The sequence below is a fragment of the Arthrobacter sp. CAN_A212 genome (assembly GCF_015752345.1).
GTDB lineage: Bacteria > Actinomycetota > Actinomycetes > Actinomycetales > Micrococcaceae > Arthrobacter_D.
On record NZ_JADOUT010000001.1, the window covers coordinates 459,700 to 475,726 of the forward strand.

The window sequence follows — 16,027 nt, forward strand, 5'->3', positions numbered from 1 at the left end:
CTCAGATAGCGGTGCGGTGGAAGTTCTGGTGACTGCGCGACGCCGTCGGGCCGCGCTGTCCCTGGTAGCGGTTGCCGTACGGTCCTGACCCGTAAGGATGCTCCGACGGGGAGGTGAGCCTGAAGAAGCAGAGCTGCCCAATTTTTGATCCTGGCCACAGCTTGATCGGCAGGGTGGCCATGTTGGAGAGTTCGAGGGTGACGTGACCGGAGAAGCCTGGATCGATGAAGCCGGCAGTGGAGTGCGTCAGCAAGCCGAGCCGGCCCAGGGAGGACTTGCCTTCCAGCCGGGCGGCGATGTCGTCGGGCAGCGTCACGGTCTCGTAGGTTGATCCGAGCACGAACTCACCGGGGTGCAGAATGAACGGCTCATCGGCGTCCACCTCCACCAACCGGGTCAGGTCGGGCTGGTCCTCGGCCGGGTCGATGTGGGCGTACTTGTGGTTGTCGAACAACCTGAAGTAGCGGTCAATCCGGACGTCCACGCTGGAGGGCTGGACCATCGCCTCATCATAGGGATCGAGCACAATGCGCTCGCGGTCAATTTCGGTTCGGATGTCGCGGTCGGAGATCAGCACGGTTCAAAAATACCGCAGTCCAGGGCGTTAGTGGTTATCGACCGATCTCGGTGCGCACGGCGTACAGCTCGGGGAAGAACGTGAGCTCAAGGGCCTTCTGCAGGAAGCCGACGCCCGAGGACCCGCCCGTGCCGCGCTTGAATCCGATGGTCCGTTCAACGGTCTTCAGGTGCCGGAACCGCCAGAGCTGGAAGTTGTCTTCAAGGTCCACCAGTTCCTCACACGCCTCGTACAGGTCCCAGTGTTCGGCCGCGTTTTCGTACACCGCCTTGTAGACCTGGACCAGATCCGGGTTGAACACGTGCGCCGTGCGGACATCCCGGTCGAGCAGCTCGGCGGGAATGGCGTGGCCCCGGCGGGAGAGCAGCCGGATGAACTCGTCGTAGATACTCGTCTGGTCCAGGAGCTCCGACAGCAGTTCCCGGGCTGCCGGGTCATTGGTGAAAACCTCCAGCATGCCCGCGTTCTTGTTGCCGAGCAGGAACTCGACGGCCCGGTACTGATAGGACTGGAATCCGCTGGACGCCCCCAGGTCTCCCCTGAACTCTGCGTATTCGGAAGGTGTCAGGGTGGCCAGTACCGACCACTGCTCGGTGAGGGAGCGCTGAATGTGTTTGATGCGTGCGATGCCCTTCATCGCTGAGCGCAGGTCATCGCCCTGCAGTTTCGCATGGACGGCGCGCATCTCATGGAGTACCAGCTTCAGCCACAGCTCCGACGTCTGGTGCTGGATGATGAACAGCATTTCATCGTGGTGCGCCGGCCGGCTCACCGGGTGCTGGGCGGACAGCAACTCATCCAGCGCCAGGTACGACCCGTAGCTCATCTTTGCTGTGAAATCCTTTTCGATTCCCGCTTCGATGTCCCGGGTGTTCTTCTCGACGCTCATGGTCTTAGGGTACCCACACCGGTGGGAACCGGGGGCTGGGAGTCACTTCGGCACGGTGATTGGACCGCTTGCCCGAGGCTGCCTGTCCGTACCCCGGGTTTTCCCAGGTCACGTGTTTTCGCAACGGTGAGGTTGGGGTAGGCTGAATCTCGTTGTTTTTGCCGGGATCAGAGCCGCAGTGTGGCCTGGTCTCCAGGCGGGCGTAGCTCAATGGTAGAGCGCTAGCTTCCCAAGCTCGATACGCGGGTTCGATTCCCGTCGCCCGCTCCAATCTCCCCGGGAACGCTTCTGGCTTTCTGAGGCTCTGAATTCAGACCACCGGCCGCGGCGCAAACATGATGATCGCCACCCCCACGAGGCAGAGCGCAGACCCGGCCAGATCCCAGCGATCTGGGCGGAACCCATCGAAAACTACTCCCCACGCGAGCGAGCCAGCGACAAAGACCCCTCCGTAGGCTGCGAGGATCCTGCCGAAGTTGGCGTCCGGTTGCAGGGTCGCAATGAACCCGTAGGCGGCGAGAGCCATCACCCCAAGCCCCGCCCACCACCATGGCCTGCCCTCACGGATGCTCTGCCAGACAAGCCAGGCACCGCCGATTTCGGCGAGCGCGGCGAAGACGAAAAGAACCACAACCAGGGCAACTGTCATAGTGCATTATCCCGCCCACCCTCGGAGCCCGGGCGACGGAAGGTGCACGGGGCTCCGGGTAGGTGCGTCCCCCGTCAGACAGCTGCGTGGCGCCGCGCAGCGGGATCCTTCGGGACGATCGCCACCAGCCGCCGTCGGCTCTGGGAGGTGTGGGTGTAGCGGAACCGCAGGGTCAGTTGTCCCTTCCGGGCGAGGACGACGGCGATCACTCCGGACGCCAGCAGTGGCACGCCACCAGCGATCAACACCGTGGTGGGAGCCCCGATGTTCTCAGCCAGCCAGCCGATCATCGGGCCGCCGATCGCCTGCCCGCCGATGAGCACCATCATGTACAGGGCCATCACCCGGCCCCGGATCGCGAGGTTGGACGAGATCTGCACCAGCTGGTTGGCACCGGTGATGAACCAGAGACAGCCGATCCCGGCAAGGAACATCAGGATGGCGAAGACTGCCTGGTTCGGGGCAACCGCACCGAGGGCCATGAAACCGCCAAACGCGGCAGCGCCGCCGAGCACGCCCCTCAGCCTCAGGGTGGTCCGTCGGGTGGAGGCGAGCGCACCGACCAGCGACCCGGTGGCCAGCGCGGTGTTGAGGAATCCGTACCCCTGGGCGCCGGATTCGAATACGGTGTCCGCGAACGCCGCCATCAGCACGGGCGTACTCATGGCGAACACCGAAACGAACGCTCCGGTGAGCATGCACCAGAAGATCGCGGGCTTCCGCATCACGTACCGGGCGCCTTCGCGGAGCTGCCCCTTGGCCCGGGGCGCCCGGGCGGCCACCGACAACTGGTCGGTCCGCAGCAGTGCGAGGGTGATCACCGTGTAGAGGCAAGCGACGGCGTTCACTGCGAAAGCCCAGCCGCCGCCAATCGCGGTGATCAGCACACCGCTGATCGCAGGGCCCACCATTGCACCCACCTGGAAGATCGACGAGTTCAGGCTGATGGCGTTGCGCAGGTGCATTGGGCCTACCAGGTCATTGACGAAGACCTGTCGCGCCGGAGCATCGACCACGGTGACCAGCCCCAGGGTGAACGCGATGACATAGACATGCCATACCTCCACAAGCCCGGTCAGAACGAGGACAGCCATCACCGCGGCCATCAGTGCCGCCAAGCTCTGGGTAATGATCAAAAGGATGCGTTTGGGGTAGCGGTCCGCGATGATCCCGCCGTAGGGCCCCAGGAGGAGGAACGGGGCGAACTGCAGGGCCACGGTGATGCCGACGGCAGTGACCGATCCGGAGAGCTCCAGCACCATCCAGTCCTGGGCAATTCGTTGCATCCACATCGCGATGACGGCGATCAGGTGGGAGATCGCGAACCGGCGGAAATTGGGGATACGGAGGGAGATGAAGGTGTCGCGCCAAGCAGGGCGCGCGCTGGTGATCGGCATGGGGGCGGTCAGCGTGGGGTCCCCGGCCGGGCCGGCGGAGGGGGGTGGGGGTGCCAAGGTGTCTTCCTGTGCTGGGAGTGGGGGAACGCTTTCCACGCTACGCACCGCCGATTCATCATGAAAGCGTATGGTGGCTATAACTTGTATTCGAAAACGTAATAGGTGGGCCCGCCATGTACGACCCGGTTCAGCTCAGAACGTTCCTCGCCGTGGCGGAAACCCTCAGCTTCACCGGCGCAGCGGGCCGGCTAAACCTGAGCCAGCCCACGGTCAGCCAGCACATCCGGAAGCTGGAGGAGGCTGCGGGGCGTCAACTGATCTTGCGGGACACCCGGGGCGTCAGCCTGACCGACAACGGGGACGCGATGGCGGGGTTCGCCCGGACCATCCTCGCGGCGCAGGAACAGGCCGTGGCGTACTTTTCCGGCTCGGCCATGCGGGGCCGGCTCAGGTTTGGGGTGGCCGATGATCTGGCCGTCACCCAGCTTCCCCGCATCCTCCGTCATTTCCGTCAGCTCTACCCGCAGATCAACCTCGAGCTCACTGTCACCCAGAGCCCCCTGCTGCTGCGCCGGCTGCGGGCCGGCCAGGTGGACCTGATTTTCATCAAGTACATGAGCGGCACCGGCGAGGGAACCCTGGTGCAGAGCGACCAGCTGGTCTGGGCAGGTCACGGGAAGACCACCCTTGAGGACGGCGCACCGGTTCCGTTGATCGTCTACCAGTCCCCCAGCCTCACCCGTCAGATGACCATCGATGCTCTGGAAAAGGCCGGCAGGACCTGGCGCATCACCTGCAACACCCGGGAGATTAATGGGGTCCTGGCCGCAGCGCGTGCCGGCATTGGTCTGGCCGTTTTCCCGCAATCCCTCATCCCTGAGGACCTGGTCCAGGTCAGTAACCGCTTCGACCTCCCCGCGGTCGGCGCCGTGGACTTCACCCTGCTCAGCAATCCTCTGGCCAACCAGGAACTGGTGGCCGCACTGACGTCCGCGATCATGGGCCGCGCCCTCCGGAAGGCCCCGGACGCGTGAGGGGCTGGGCCGTGCAGGTTTCCCCTGGTTCTGGCACCCGAAGGGCGTGTCTTCGGGGGACACCCCGGTTCACGACGTCGTCGGGCACCAGGAAGTGGGAGGACCTGCACGCTACGTCGACCAGCCGCCCGCAACCCGCTGGAGCCAACGCTCGGAAAGTGGGAGCGGGCCAGTGTGGATGCGGTCGAGCTGCCAGTGCGCAACACCACATAGCCGGGTCCTCCGCGGCGACCGTATACTTGATTCTGATGAATCGCACAATGTTTAAGTCCAAAATCCACCGCGCGACGGTAACCCACGCTGACCTTCATTACGTGGGGTCCGTCACCGTGGACCTTGACCTGCTCGAAGCGGCAGACATCCTCCCCGGAGAGATGGTCTCGATTGTCGACGTCACCAATGGCGCACGCCTGGAGACTTACACCATCGCCGGTGAACGCGGTTCGGGAGTGCTGGGCATCAATGGTCCTGCGGCGCATCTGGTCCACCAGGGTGACACGGTCATCCTCATCACCTATGCGCAGCTCACCGACGCCGAAGCGCATGAGTACCTGCCCACCGTGGTGCATGTCGATGGGCAGAACCGCATCGTCGACCTCGGCAACGACCCCGCCGAGAGCGTTGTCGACGGCCTCGAGCGGCCACCCCACGCGCTGAATAATTCAGCACTGCTTCAGTAAGCGCTTACGTTCAGGGGCACCTTTCCACCTCAACCTTGCCCGGATTGCAACCTGATGTTGTGGCGAATTTCGCACACAGAGCATATGGTCTCAAAGACAAGGTTGCTCCGGATCGCCTACTGTACCTAGGGCGACCGGGCTATCTACAACGATGTGGAGGCACGGTGGGAATGCCGATCAGGCGAAGGAAAATCGATCCAGTCCGGAGCAGGCCGAAGGCGGCGGCTGTGGCAACACTGGCAATGGGAACGATGCTGCTGACGGGCTGTGGTCCGGCAGAAAGCGTCACGACGCTGACCTGGTACATCAATCCCGATGCGGGCGGGCAGGCAGCGATTGCCGCCAGCTGCACCGAAGAGGCCGACGGCGCCTACCGGATTGAGACGTCGCTCCTCCCGACCGATGCTGCCGCCCAGCGCGAACAGCTCGCCCGCCGTCTCGCGGCCGGGGACACGTCAATGGACATCATGAGCATTGACCCGCCGTTCATCCCCGAGCTTGCGGAGCCCGGCTTCCTGGCACCCATCCCCGAGGATTCGGTGGACCTCTTCTCCGAGAATGTCCTCGAAGGCGCCCTCGCCGGTGCCACCTGGAAGGACGAACTGGTGACCGTCCCCTTCTGGGCCAACACCCAGATCCTCTGGTACCGCGAATCGGTTGCCGAGGCCGCCGGGCTGGACATGTCCCAGCCGGTCACCTGGGACCAGCTGATCGACGCAGCCACCGAGCAGGACAAGCTCCTCGGGGTCCAGGGTTCGCCAGCCGAATCGATGACCGTCTGGATCAACGCACTGGTGGAATCCGCCGGTGGCCAGATCCTCGAGAACCCCGAGGCCCCTGCCGACGAACTGGAGCTTGGCCTCACCTCCGAGGCCGGCCAGGAGGCGGCACGTATCATCGGGACCATCGGGACCGAGGGCCTCGGCGGCCCGGGCCTGCCGACCTCCACCGAGAACACCTCGTTGACCCTGTTCCAGGGCGACGACGGGTCCTTCATGGTCAACTATCCGTTCGTCTGGCCCGCCACCCTTGGCGCCGTCGAAGCGGGGTCGATTGACCAGTCTGTAGTCGACGACATCGGCTGGGCCCTGTTCCCCGCCGTCACCGAAGGCGAGGACGCCGCCCCACCACTGGGCGGGATCAACCTTGGCGTCGGCGCAGACAGCGACAACCCGGACCTGGCCTACGAGGCAATCGAATGCATCGTCCAGCCGGAAAACCAGACCGAGTACTTCATCACCAACGGCAACCCGCCGTCCAACTCGGAGGCGTACGAGGACCCAGCCATTGAGGAAGACTTCCCGATGGCGACGACAATCCGGGACTCCCTCGAACTCGCAGCACCACGCCCCCAGACACCGTTCTACAACGAAATCTCCACCGGACTGCAGCAGGAATGGTCACCACCGAACGAAGTGGATCCTGACACAACCCCCGAACGGTCCCAGGAGTTCATCACCGCAGTGCTCAGAGGGGAGAGGCTACTGTGAGTAGCTCAACGATCAACAAGCCCGACGCCGGCAAGACACCGAATCCGGACAAGGACAAGAGGGCGAAGAAACAGCACAGCGACCGGGTCAGAGCCGAGCGGCGGATGGGCTGGTACCTCGCGGGCCCCGCCTTCGTGGTGATGCTGCTGGTGACGCTCTACCCGATCCTGCAGGCGTTCTTCGAATCCCTGTTCGCGTTCCGGCTCACCGCTCCCGATGAGCGTGAATTCATCTGGTTCGCCAACTACATCACCATCCTCGGGGACAGCGTCTGGTGGCAGGGCCTCCTCGTCACCGTCCTGATCACCGTGATCACTGTCGCCGTCGAACTGGTGCTTGGGTTCGCCCTGGCACTGGTGATGAGCAAGGCACTGAAGTCGCTCAAGGGCATTCTCCGGACCGCGATCCTGGTGCCCTATGGCATCATCACAGTGGTCTCCGCCTACGCCTGGTTCTACGCCTTCGATATCAACTCGGGGTACGTGAACGCCTGGTTCGACTGGGTGCCCGGCATCGACTCGGACCTGAACTGGTTCGCACAGACCGGCACCTCACTGTTCGTCATCATGGCTTCCGAGATCTGGAAGACCACCCCCTTCATCTCCCTGCTGCTGCTGGCGGGTCTGTCGCAGGTCCCCGATGAGCTGACCGACGCCGCCAAGGTCGACGGCGCCACCTGGTGGGAGCAGATGCGCAAGGTGGTCATCCCGAACATGAAGGCGGCGATCATGGTCGCCGTGCTCTTCAGGGCCCTCGATGCGTTCCGAATATTCGACAACGTGTTCATCATGACCAATGGCGAGAACAACACCGAAGTGCTCTCGCTCCTCGCCTACCGGACGTCGATCAGCCGCCTCGAGATCGGCCTCGGCTCGGCCGTGTCGGTCCTGCTGTTCCTCTGCGTCATATTGATCAGTTTCGCTGCCATCAAGATCTTCAAAGTGGATCTTGCCGGCACGAGAGGAGAAAAATAATGTCTTCCCGTCGCGAAAAGATCTGGTGGGCGGTCATCTCGGTCCTGGTGCTGGTTTACGCACTGTTCCCGGTGGCCTCCATCCTGGCCACCTCCTTCAAGTCCCCCAGCGACCTCACCAACGGAAGCTTCCTTCCCTCATCGGGGGCCGCCACCATCTCCAACTACGAGCAGATCCTGGTCGGCGACGCGCAGGAGTTGTTCCTGACGTCCCTGCGGAACTCAATCGGCATCTCGCTCATCGCGACCGCGATCGCGGTTGTCCTGGCCACCCTGTGCGCCTATGCAATTGCCCGCCTCGATTTCCCCGGGAAGAAGCTGGTCCTCACCACTGCGCTGGCGGTCTCGATCTTCCCCGTGATCTCGATCGTGACCCCGCTGTTCAACCTCTGGCGCAACATCGGGCTGTATGACACGTGGCTCGGGCTGATCATCCCCTACCTGTCCCTGACCCTGCCGATCTCCATCTGGACGCTTGCCGCGTTCTTCCGGCAGATTCCGTGGGAGTTGGAGCAGGCGGCACAGGTCGACGGCGCCACCACCTGGCAGGCCTTCCGCAAGGCCATCGTTCCGTTGGCCGCACCCGGGGTCTTCACGACGGCGATCATCGCGTTCTTCATCGCGTGGAACGACTTCGTCTACGGCATCTCGCTGACCTCCACCGAGGCCGCCCGGCCGGTCCCGGCGGCGCTGGCATTCTTCACCGGCGCCTCGCAGTTCGAGTCACCCACCGGTGCCATCTCGGCCGCTGCGATCATCGTCACCATCCCGATCGTTCTGTTGGTACTGCTGTTCCAACGCCAAATCGTTTCCGGCCTGACCTCGGGCGCCGTCAAGGGCTAGAGGCGCAGTCCCAGCCACTTGCGCCAGTTATATAGAAAAGGATCACCAGAAAATGGCTTCAATTACCCTCAACCACCTGGTCAAGAAATATGGCGACGGGTTCCCCGCCGTCAATGACATCAGCATTGACATCGCCGACGGCGAGTTCATCATCCTGGTGGGCCCCTCTGGCTGTGGCAAGTCGACCCTCCTGCGCATGATCGTGGGCCTGGAAGACATCACCGACGGGGAGCTGCTGATTGACGGCGAGCGCGTCAACGACAAGGCACCCCGGGACCGCAATCTGGCCATGGTGTTCCAGAACTATGCCCTCTACCCGCATTTGACGGTGTACGAGAACATTGCCTTCCCGCTGCGCCTCACGAAGGGCAAACACAGCGAGGAGCAGGTCAAGAAACTCGTCACCGAGGCTGCGTCCACCCTCGAACTGACCGACCACCTGCAGCGGAAGCCAGCCAACCTTTCCGGTGGCCAGCGCCAGCGGGTTGCCATGGGCCGGGCCATCGTGCGCCAGGCCGATGCGTTCCTCTTCGACGAGCCACTCTCCAACCTGGATGCAAAGCTGCGCGGGCAGATGCGCTCCGAGATCTCCCAGATGCAGCGTCGGCTCGGGGTCACCAGTGTTTACGTGACCCACGACCAGACCGAGGCCATGACCCTGGGCGACCGGGTGGCAGTGCTGAAGATGGGCGAGCTGCAGCAGATCGCTTCCCCGCGTGAACTGTACGAGCAGCCACGCAACCTCTTCGTGGCCGGGTTCATTGGCTCGCCGTCAATGAACTTCATCCCCGCGACCATCGAGAACGGCAAGCTCCAGACTGTCCTCGGCGAGCTCGATGTCCCCGCCGACAAGCTGGCAAAGGTCGAAGGCAAGAAGGTGGTCCTGGTGGGTGTGCGGCCCGAGTTCTTCGAGGACGCGAAACTGGTCGAGGAGTCCAAGCTGCCCCACGGCTCCATCTTCACGGCCACCCTCACCCACACCGAGTGGCTCGGCAACGAACAGTACGGCTACATCAACTTCAATCCGGACCCGGAGATGCGCGAGCTGCTCAACAACCTGGCTCGCGAGATGGACGCCGATGAGCTGCGACCTCAGATTGTGGTCACGCTCGACGCCGGCAGCCGCATCCGCGGCGGTCGCGAGGCCGAGATCTGGCTCGACACGCGGAAGCTGCACCTGTTCGATCCCGAGTCCGGCGAGAACCTCACCCGTGACGCCGAGGCCGGCGCCGCCCTCACGGCCGAGGCAGGCGAGGAACGCGCCGAGGAGATCGCCACCGCTCAGGAGGCCGACCGGGTAAACGGCCACGGCTCTGGCGGCTCGCAGGCTGCTGCAGCCGACGGCAGTGATCAGAACGGTGGCGGCAAGCACGCCGCAGCCAGCTGATCTTCCGCGGTAGTCCATGACTGAAGATGAGGAGACCGCACCGCTTGAGGAGTCGGAGCTGATAGCCGGGATCATCTCCGGCTACACGTTCGAGGGTCCTTCAATCCACCTCGGGGCGGCGCTGCTCGACGGCACGCCGTACCCCGAGGCGGAGGTGCGGCTGTTACTGGCCATGATGAACCGTCATGGGTTGGTGGCGGGTGCCGGCGGACGTGCTGGCCCAGCATGCCAACCGGCGAACTTATCGCCTTCGCTCTGCAGGCGGCGGGAGCGATCGGAGCCGAGCTGGCGCGAGGGTTGTTCGGAACGCAGCGGAGGCGCAGCCGACGTCGTTGGTAGGCACACCGCGCTCAACAGGTAACGTGATGAGCGTGCAAACGTCCTCGGTGACCAAAGTCCTCGCAGCCTGGCTGCTTGGGCTGCTGGTGGTGATCGCGGGCGCAATCACGGCGGTGGTGGTCGCCAACTCGTTCATTTTCAGCCCTGAAGAGCAGGTGCACGACTACCTTGAGGCCCTCTCCGACGGTGACGGCGAACGCGCGCTGGGCCTGCTGAACGCCTCCGTGCCAGCCGCCAACGCGGCAATGCTCGACGGCGCTGGGCTGCAGCAGTCAGCCGCTGCGGTCGAGGACGTCGTCGTCGGCGACGCGGTGCCGGTCGGGGACAACCGGGCGGACGTCACCGTCACCTACACGGTTCGTGGCACCGAGCACGCCACGACCTTCCCGCTGGAGCGTACCGGCGCCGAATGGCTCTTCTTCGATACGTGGGAGTTCGTGCCGACCATGCTGCCCACCGTCGACCTCACGGTCATCAACCAGGGCGAAGCCACCCTCAACGACACCCGGGTCGCGATGCCGGAGGGCAGGAACCAGTTCGCCGTGTTCTACCCGGGCAGCTTCGAAGCCCACTACACCAGCGATTACTTCGCCGCACCGGCGCAAACGGTGGCGGTCACCGAGCGTTCTGAGGGCCACCAGATGGCCCTGCCCACCGCTGCCACCGCCGTTCTGGTGGAAGAGGTCACCGCCCAGGTGCGGCGCTTCCTCGACGAATGCGCGGCACAGACCGTTTTCCAGCCGGCGAACTGTCCGTTCAACTTCCAGACCGAAAGCCGGGTGGCCGGAGACATCCGCTGGGCCATCACCGAGTATCCGACCGTGGCCATTGAACCGTTTGACGGCAGCTGGGAGATAGAGCCGCTCTCAGGCACCGCTGAACTGACCACCTCGCTGCAGGACCTGTTCACCGGCACCATCGAGGCGGTCACGGTTCCCCGCGAATTCGGATTCACCGCCCGCTTATCAGTGGACGGCGACGACGTTACCGTCACCCCGGTCGTCCAGTACTAGCGGTCCAGCATCAGTAGTCCCACAACGGCGGACCGGGCCGTGCGGGCCAGTGAAAGTGGACCGGGTCTAGTCGAGGCCGCGGAGGTCCAGCGTCAGTTCGGTCTCGCCGTCGGAGCTCAACCGCACCGGGATACCCCAGTCCTGCTGGTACAGGTGGCAGGCCGCGTGGTCGGGGATCTCGCCGCCCGGCTCACCGTCGCAGGCGGCCGCCCGCGCGGTGATGTGCAGGACACCCTCAGTGACGGCGTCGTTCAGAATCAGCTCGCGGGTCAGGCCCACCGACGTCCCACCGCCGGAGAGCAGCAGCGTCTCGGGTGACGAGGAGATCTTCAACTGCGTGGGGTCGCCCCACCGGTCGTCGAGCTTCTGCCCCTTCGGGGCGGCGAACCGGACGGTCAGCGCGTGCATGCCCGGAGCGACGGGTGTCTGCGGGCGCTGCGTCTGGGAAGCCCCTTCGTCGACGGCCAGCGCCTCCTTGGGGATAGGCACCCGCACCAGCTGGTGGCGGTTGGCTTCCACCACGATCAGGAGCGGCTCGCTGCCCGACGCGGTGGGAGTGAGGTCCACGAGGACGTCGCAGGGCTCTGAGAGCCCGCGTGCCAGGGTTGAGACCTGTCCGGTGGCGGGGTCGAAGCGCCGTACCGCGCCGTTGTAGGTATCGGCGATGGCGACCGATCCGTCGGGGAGCGCCGTGATTCCCAGGGGGTGCTGCAGGCGGGCCTGGTCGGCTGCGCCGTCCCGGAACCCGAAGTCGAACAGTCCGGTCCCGACGGCGGTGCGCACCTGGGTGCGCCGGTGGCCGTTGATTTCAGGGAAGGACAGGGTCCGGACCGCTGAGGTTTCCGAGTCGGCGACCCACAGGTTGCCGGCGGCGTCCTCGGCGAGGCCCGAGGACTGGGCGAACCAGGCCTCGGAGGCGTCGCCGTCGAGCAGACCCTCCAGCCCGGTGCCCGCGAGGATGTCCACCGCGCCGGTGAGCGGGTCGAAGGTGAACAGCTGGTGGGTTCCCGCCATGGCGATGACCACCCGTTCCAGCACCGTTGACCAGAGGACGTCCCACGGCGAGGACAGGGAAACCTGCAACGGCTCGGTGCCCAGGTGGGTGTCGGTGAGGCGCGGTGTGGCGTCCTCGGGGGTGTCGACGTCGTAGGCGCCCAGCTGGTCGGGGCTCTCCTGCAGCTCGGCCGGGCGTGCCTTGACGTGGTTTCCGGCATCGAGGAGCCGCTGCACGCCGTTGCCGGCGATGGTACTGACTGACCCATCGGCGAGGGACACCGCCCGGAGGAGGTGGTTCACGGAGTCGGCGACGACGACGTCGTAGCCCACCCGCTGTGCAACCTCCGGTGGGAGGACGGCGAGGCCCTGCGGCTCGTTGAACTGGGCCTCGGCGGCAGTGCCGTCAGCGGCGCCCTTCTCCCCCGAGCCGATCGTGCGGTGCACAGTGACGAGGTCGGCGTCGAGCTCCACCAACCGGTGGTGGCCGGTATCACCGACGAGCAGGGTTCCGCCGGCCAGCGGCACCGCCTTGCCGGGGAAGCGCAGATCACCGGCGGTGGTCTCGGCGGGAACATAGGGCCCGTCGCCACGGTGCAGGGTCCCCTTGGCCGAGTGTTCCTCGACGAGTTCCTGGACCAGGGACTCCAACCCGGCAGCGTGGCCCTCACCGGAGAGGTGCGCCACGATGTAGCCTTCCGGATCCACAACCACCAGGGTGGGCCAGGCGCGGGCGGTGTAGTTCTGCCAGGTGGTCAGCTCGGGGTCATCCAGGACGGGGTGCGCGATGTCGTAACGTTCCACGGCAGCGGCCAGGGCGTCCGGATCGGCTTCGTGTTCGAACTTGGGCGAATGGACGCCGACGGTGACCACGACATCGCTGAACTTCTGTTCCAGTGGCCGCAGCTCGTCCAGGACGTGCAGGCAGTTGATGCAGCAGAAGGTCCAGAAGTCGAGGATCACGATTTTTCCGCGCAAATCCTCCAGGGTGAGCTGCCGCCCGCCGGTGTTCAACCAGTTGCGGCCCACCAGTTCGGAGGCGCGCACCCGGTAGTCGGTGCGGATCGAGGTCTCAGTCATTCACGTGCTCCTGGTCGGTCAGGCTTCTGGGATGGTGCTGGCTTACCGGGTCCCGGTGTGCCTGGACCGCGTCGGTTGTCGCGTTCCGCCAGCGAAGCGAACATGTTGTTGTAAGCGGTCAGGTCGGCGTCGTTATTCCTGTCCGCGGCGCGGTCGGTCCGTTTGGACTCCCGGGCGTCGTCGCGCGACCACATGATTGCGACGCCGATCGCGACCAGCAGCGTCGGAATCTCGCCGATTCCCCAGGTCAGTGCGCCGCCCAGTTGTTGGTCCTCGAGCGCTGAAGGGCCCCAGTCGCGGCCCATGTTGCCGAACCAGCTGGCCTGGAGCAGCGACGTCGACCCCATCAAAGCGACGCCGAAGAAGGCGTGGAAGGCCATGGTGGCGAAGAGCAGCAGGATCCGCAGCGGGTACGGTGCCCGACGCGGCACCGGGTCAGAGCCGAGCATTGACAGCACAAAAATGTAGCCGGTGATGAGGAAGTGCACGTACATCAGCTCGTGGCCCACATGCTCCCGCATGGCGAACCCGAACAACGGCGAGTAGTAGAAGATCACGATGGAGCCCGCGAAGTTGGCTGCCGCGAACAGCGGGTGGGTGACCAGGGCTGAGGCACGGGAGTGAACGATCACCAGGATCCACTCGCGGATCCCCCGGGATCCGTCGCCGCGTGGCGTGAGGGCCTTCAACGCGAGCGTGACCGGGGCGCCGAGCACCAGGAACAGAGGCACCACCATGGTCAACGCCATATGGCCCACCATGTGTGAGCTGAACAGCACCATCCCGTATACCGCCAGCGGGCCGGACGTGATGTAGGTCAGGAGGGCGAGTCCGATCAGCCAGCAGGCCAGCCGCAGCAGGGACCAGGTGTCTCCGCGCCGGCGCAGCTTCACGACACCCGAGATGTAGGCGACAGCGACGACGGCGGCGAAGGCGATCCACAGCCAGTCGAACCGCCACTCGGTGAGCCACCGTTCACCCGTCAGCTCAGGGGGCAGCTCGTAACCGGTGAGGATTCTGGCCGGCGATGCGTCGGGGGCGATCTCGTCGCTGACCGGCGGTGCGGTGCGGGCCAGGGCGACGGCGACTCCCGACACCGCACCCATGATCAGCAGTTCCACAGCGATCAGCTGCCAGAGGACCCTCCGTGCGGAGAGCTGGCCACCGCTCAGCGACCCTGTCCCTTCGCCCAGCTGGGGGATGATCCATTGCCTGTGCATCAGGCCGATCCCGCCCAGCAGGAGGGTGGCGATCGTCTTGAAGGTGACCAGGAGTCCCCACTCAGATCCCAGCTGGCCAAGGTTGTCGATCCGCAGGCTCGCGTTGATCACCCCGGAGAGCACCACCAGGATGAAGGCAAACCCTGCCAGCGCGGAGAAGCGGCGCAGCACGCTCGGGGTGAGCGACCCCAGGCGTCCGCCAATCACGGCCAGGACGGTGATCCCGCCGATCCAGAGGCAGACCCCCACCAGGTGGAGGGCTATCGAGTTGATGGCGGCGTAGTGGTCATCGCCGCTGGAGGAGTGGCCGATAAGCGCCATCGGCAGCAACCCGACCAGCGACAGGATGCCGGTCAGTGCCAGCCATCCGCTGGATCGGGCGCCGAACGTCATGGTGGCCACTACTGCGGCGATCATGACCGTCGACAGCCAGGCCCTGCCCGTGTCGAAATCAATGAGGTAGGACGCCAGGCCCTCGGTGTAGCCGGGGTCGCTGCTCAGCGGCAGCCCGGCGGCGTCGGAGTAGGTGAAGAGCAGCACGCCGACGGCGGAGAGGGTCCATGACACCGCGGCGACCGACGCAAGGGTCATCACCGCGCTGAAGGCGGGGTGTTCCTCGCCGGGCTGTCCGGCGTTGGAGCGGCGGTGGGTTGGGCTGACCCGGCGCGGGAGGATCATGACGGCGAAAACCAGTGAGCCGATTACCGCGGCCACTGAGATGTTGTTCAACGCCTTCGCCGCGGGCAACCCCCAGCGGGTGAGAGGCCCCGGGTCGCCGAGCTGCCGCGGCCCCGCGGCACCCGAGAACAGGAGGGCCAAAACCAAGGCCACGACGACGGCGGCCCCGCCAGCAATCAGCCAGCCCACCTTCACCCCGGGGGTATCTGTTCCCGGGCGGTCGGTCGGCCGGGGCACCTTGGTTGTCGTAGCCACGCTTCCTATTGTCTACCCTGCGTAGAAGGGGTAACAATTCGGCTGAGTCATTCCCCGACACCGTTCCCTCGGCGGGTAGCAAGCCGGGGCGCCGCGGGTTATCTACGCTCCGGGTTAAAAAGGAAGGCCGCCACCGGAAAGGGTGGCGGCCTACAGTCCTTAGCGGACGGCGTGAGTGACTACTTGACAGCAGCCTTCAGCTTGGAGCCGGCGGTCAGCTTGACGCTGCTGCCTGCTGCAATCTGGATGGTCTCGCCGGTCTGAGGGTTGCGGCCGGTGCGGGCGGCACGCTCGGTGCGCTCGACAGCGAGCCAACCTGGGATGGTGACCTTGACGTTGTTGGCAGCTGAGGTTGCCAGTACATCGAACAGTGCGTCAAGAACGCCGTTAACGGCGGTCTGGCTGGTGTCAGCCTTCGCTGCTACTTCTGCTACCAGTTCGCTGCGGTTCTTGGTTTCTTTCGTTGCCAATTTACGTCCTCCTGGACTTGTGCGTTTATTTGTAAAGCCTTCACGGTTCTGAAAGCCTCT

14 protein-coding genes, 1 tRNA gene and 1 pseudogene are annotated in these 16,027 nt (G+C 65.0%); 9 read left to right on the forward strand and 7 right to left on the reverse strand.

The genetic code is table 11. The features are described 5' to 3' along the window. Window position 1 precedes the first annotated feature (1 nt). Window positions 2-577, reverse strand: a complete 576-nt coding sequence (dcd, locus tag IWX64_RS02170; RefSeq protein WP_196865481.1) for a dCTP deaminase — start codon at window positions 575-577, stop codon at window positions 2-4. A 34-nt stretch (window positions 578-611) separates the two neighbouring features. Beyond that, on the reverse strand, window positions 612-1,466 hold the full coding sequence (gene kynA, locus IWX64_RS02175; RefSeq protein WP_196865482.1) for a tryptophan 2,3-dioxygenase: 855 nt from the start codon (window positions 1,464-1,466) through the stop codon (window positions 612-614). Window positions 1,467-1,662: 196 nt separating this feature from the next. Between kynA and IWX64_RS02180 the strand changes: the two genes are divergently transcribed. Beyond that, window positions 1,663-1,736, forward strand: a tRNA-Gly gene (locus IWX64_RS02180). Window positions 1,737-1,776: 40 nt separating this feature from the next. On the opposite strand, the gene IWX64_RS02185 is transcribed toward IWX64_RS02180, so the two are convergent. Next, window positions 1,777-2,115, reverse strand: a complete 339-nt coding sequence (locus IWX64_RS02185; protein ID WP_196865483.1) for a YnfA family protein — start codon at window positions 2,113-2,115, stop codon at window positions 1,777-1,779. A gap of 74 nt (window positions 2,116-2,189) precedes the next feature. Then, window positions 2,190-3,569, reverse strand: a complete 1,380-nt coding sequence (locus IWX64_RS02190) for an MFS transporter (protein WP_442859019.1) — start codon at window positions 3,567-3,569, stop codon at window positions 2,190-2,192. A gap of 116 nt (window positions 3,570-3,685) precedes the next feature. Between IWX64_RS02190 and IWX64_RS02195 the strand changes: the two genes are divergently transcribed. The 8 genes and pseudogenes from IWX64_RS02195 (at window position 3,686) to IWX64_RS02230 (ending at window position 11,271) form a co-directional block, all read left to right on the forward strand. Beyond that, the gene (locus IWX64_RS02195) at window positions 3,686-4,546 is read left to right on the forward strand and encodes a LysR substrate-binding domain-containing protein (protein WP_196865484.1); all 861 of its coding nucleotides are present in this window, start codon (window positions 3,686-3,688) and stop codon (window positions 4,544-4,546) included. Between the two features lie 248 nt (window positions 4,547-4,794). Next, on the forward strand, window positions 4,795-5,226 hold the full coding sequence (gene panD / locus IWX64_RS02200; protein ID WP_196865485.1) for an aspartate 1-decarboxylase: 432 nt from the start codon (window positions 4,795-4,797) through the stop codon (window positions 5,224-5,226). A gap of 242 nt (window positions 5,227-5,468) precedes the next feature. Next, complete coding sequence (locus IWX64_RS02205; protein ID WP_245345850.1) at window positions 5,469-6,716, forward strand: extracellular solute-binding protein; 1,248 nt, start codon at window positions 5,469-5,471, stop codon at window positions 6,714-6,716. Continuing rightward, on the forward strand, window positions 6,713-7,690 hold the full coding sequence (locus tag IWX64_RS02210; RefSeq protein ID WP_442859020.1) for a carbohydrate ABC transporter permease: 978 nt from the start codon (window positions 6,713-6,715) through the stop codon (window positions 7,688-7,690). The genes IWX64_RS02205 and IWX64_RS02210 overlap by 4 nt, the downstream gene beginning before the upstream one ends. Then, complete coding sequence (locus IWX64_RS02215; protein ID WP_196865487.1) at window positions 7,690-8,532, forward strand: carbohydrate ABC transporter permease; 843 nt, start codon at window positions 7,690-7,692, stop codon at window positions 8,530-8,532. Before IWX64_RS02210 ends, IWX64_RS02215 begins: the two co-directional genes overlap by 1 nt. A 52-nt stretch (window positions 8,533-8,584) precedes the next feature. After that, on the forward strand, window positions 8,585-9,919 hold the full coding sequence (locus IWX64_RS02220) for an ABC transporter ATP-binding protein (protein WP_196865488.1): 1,335 nt from the start codon (window positions 8,585-8,587) through the stop codon (window positions 9,917-9,919). A gap of 16 nt (window positions 9,920-9,935) precedes the next feature. Beyond that, window positions 9,936-10,130, forward strand: a pseudogene (locus IWX64_RS16900) (hypothetical protein); the annotation flags it as partial. A gap of 154 nt (window positions 10,131-10,284) precedes the next feature. Further along, window positions 10,285-11,271, forward strand: coding sequence for a hypothetical protein (locus tag IWX64_RS02230; RefSeq protein WP_334683121.1), 987 nt, complete (start codon window positions 10,285-10,287; stop codon window positions 11,269-11,271). 66 nt (window positions 11,272-11,337) lie between these two features. Here IWX64_RS02230 and IWX64_RS02235 read toward each other — a convergent pair whose 3' ends face one another. The 3 genes from IWX64_RS02235 to IWX64_RS02245 form a co-directional block, all read right to left on the reverse strand. Continuing rightward, window positions 11,338-13,344, reverse strand: a complete 2,007-nt coding sequence (locus tag IWX64_RS02235; protein WP_196865490.1) for an NHL domain-containing thioredoxin family protein — start codon at window positions 13,342-13,344, stop codon at window positions 11,338-11,340. Beyond that, entirely contained in the window at window positions 13,341-15,497 is a 2,157-nt protein-coding gene (locus IWX64_RS02240; protein WP_196865491.1) for a cytochrome c oxidase assembly protein, read from the reverse strand. The genes IWX64_RS02235 and IWX64_RS02240 overlap by 4 nt, the downstream gene beginning before the upstream one ends. Before the next feature lie 179 nt (window positions 15,498-15,676). Further along, a complete protein-coding gene (locus IWX64_RS02245) occupies window positions 15,677-15,967 on the reverse strand; it encodes an HU family DNA-binding protein (RefSeq protein WP_019481737.1) in 291 nt (96 codons plus the stop codon). Between the last annotated feature and the right edge of the window lie 60 nt (window positions 15,968-16,027).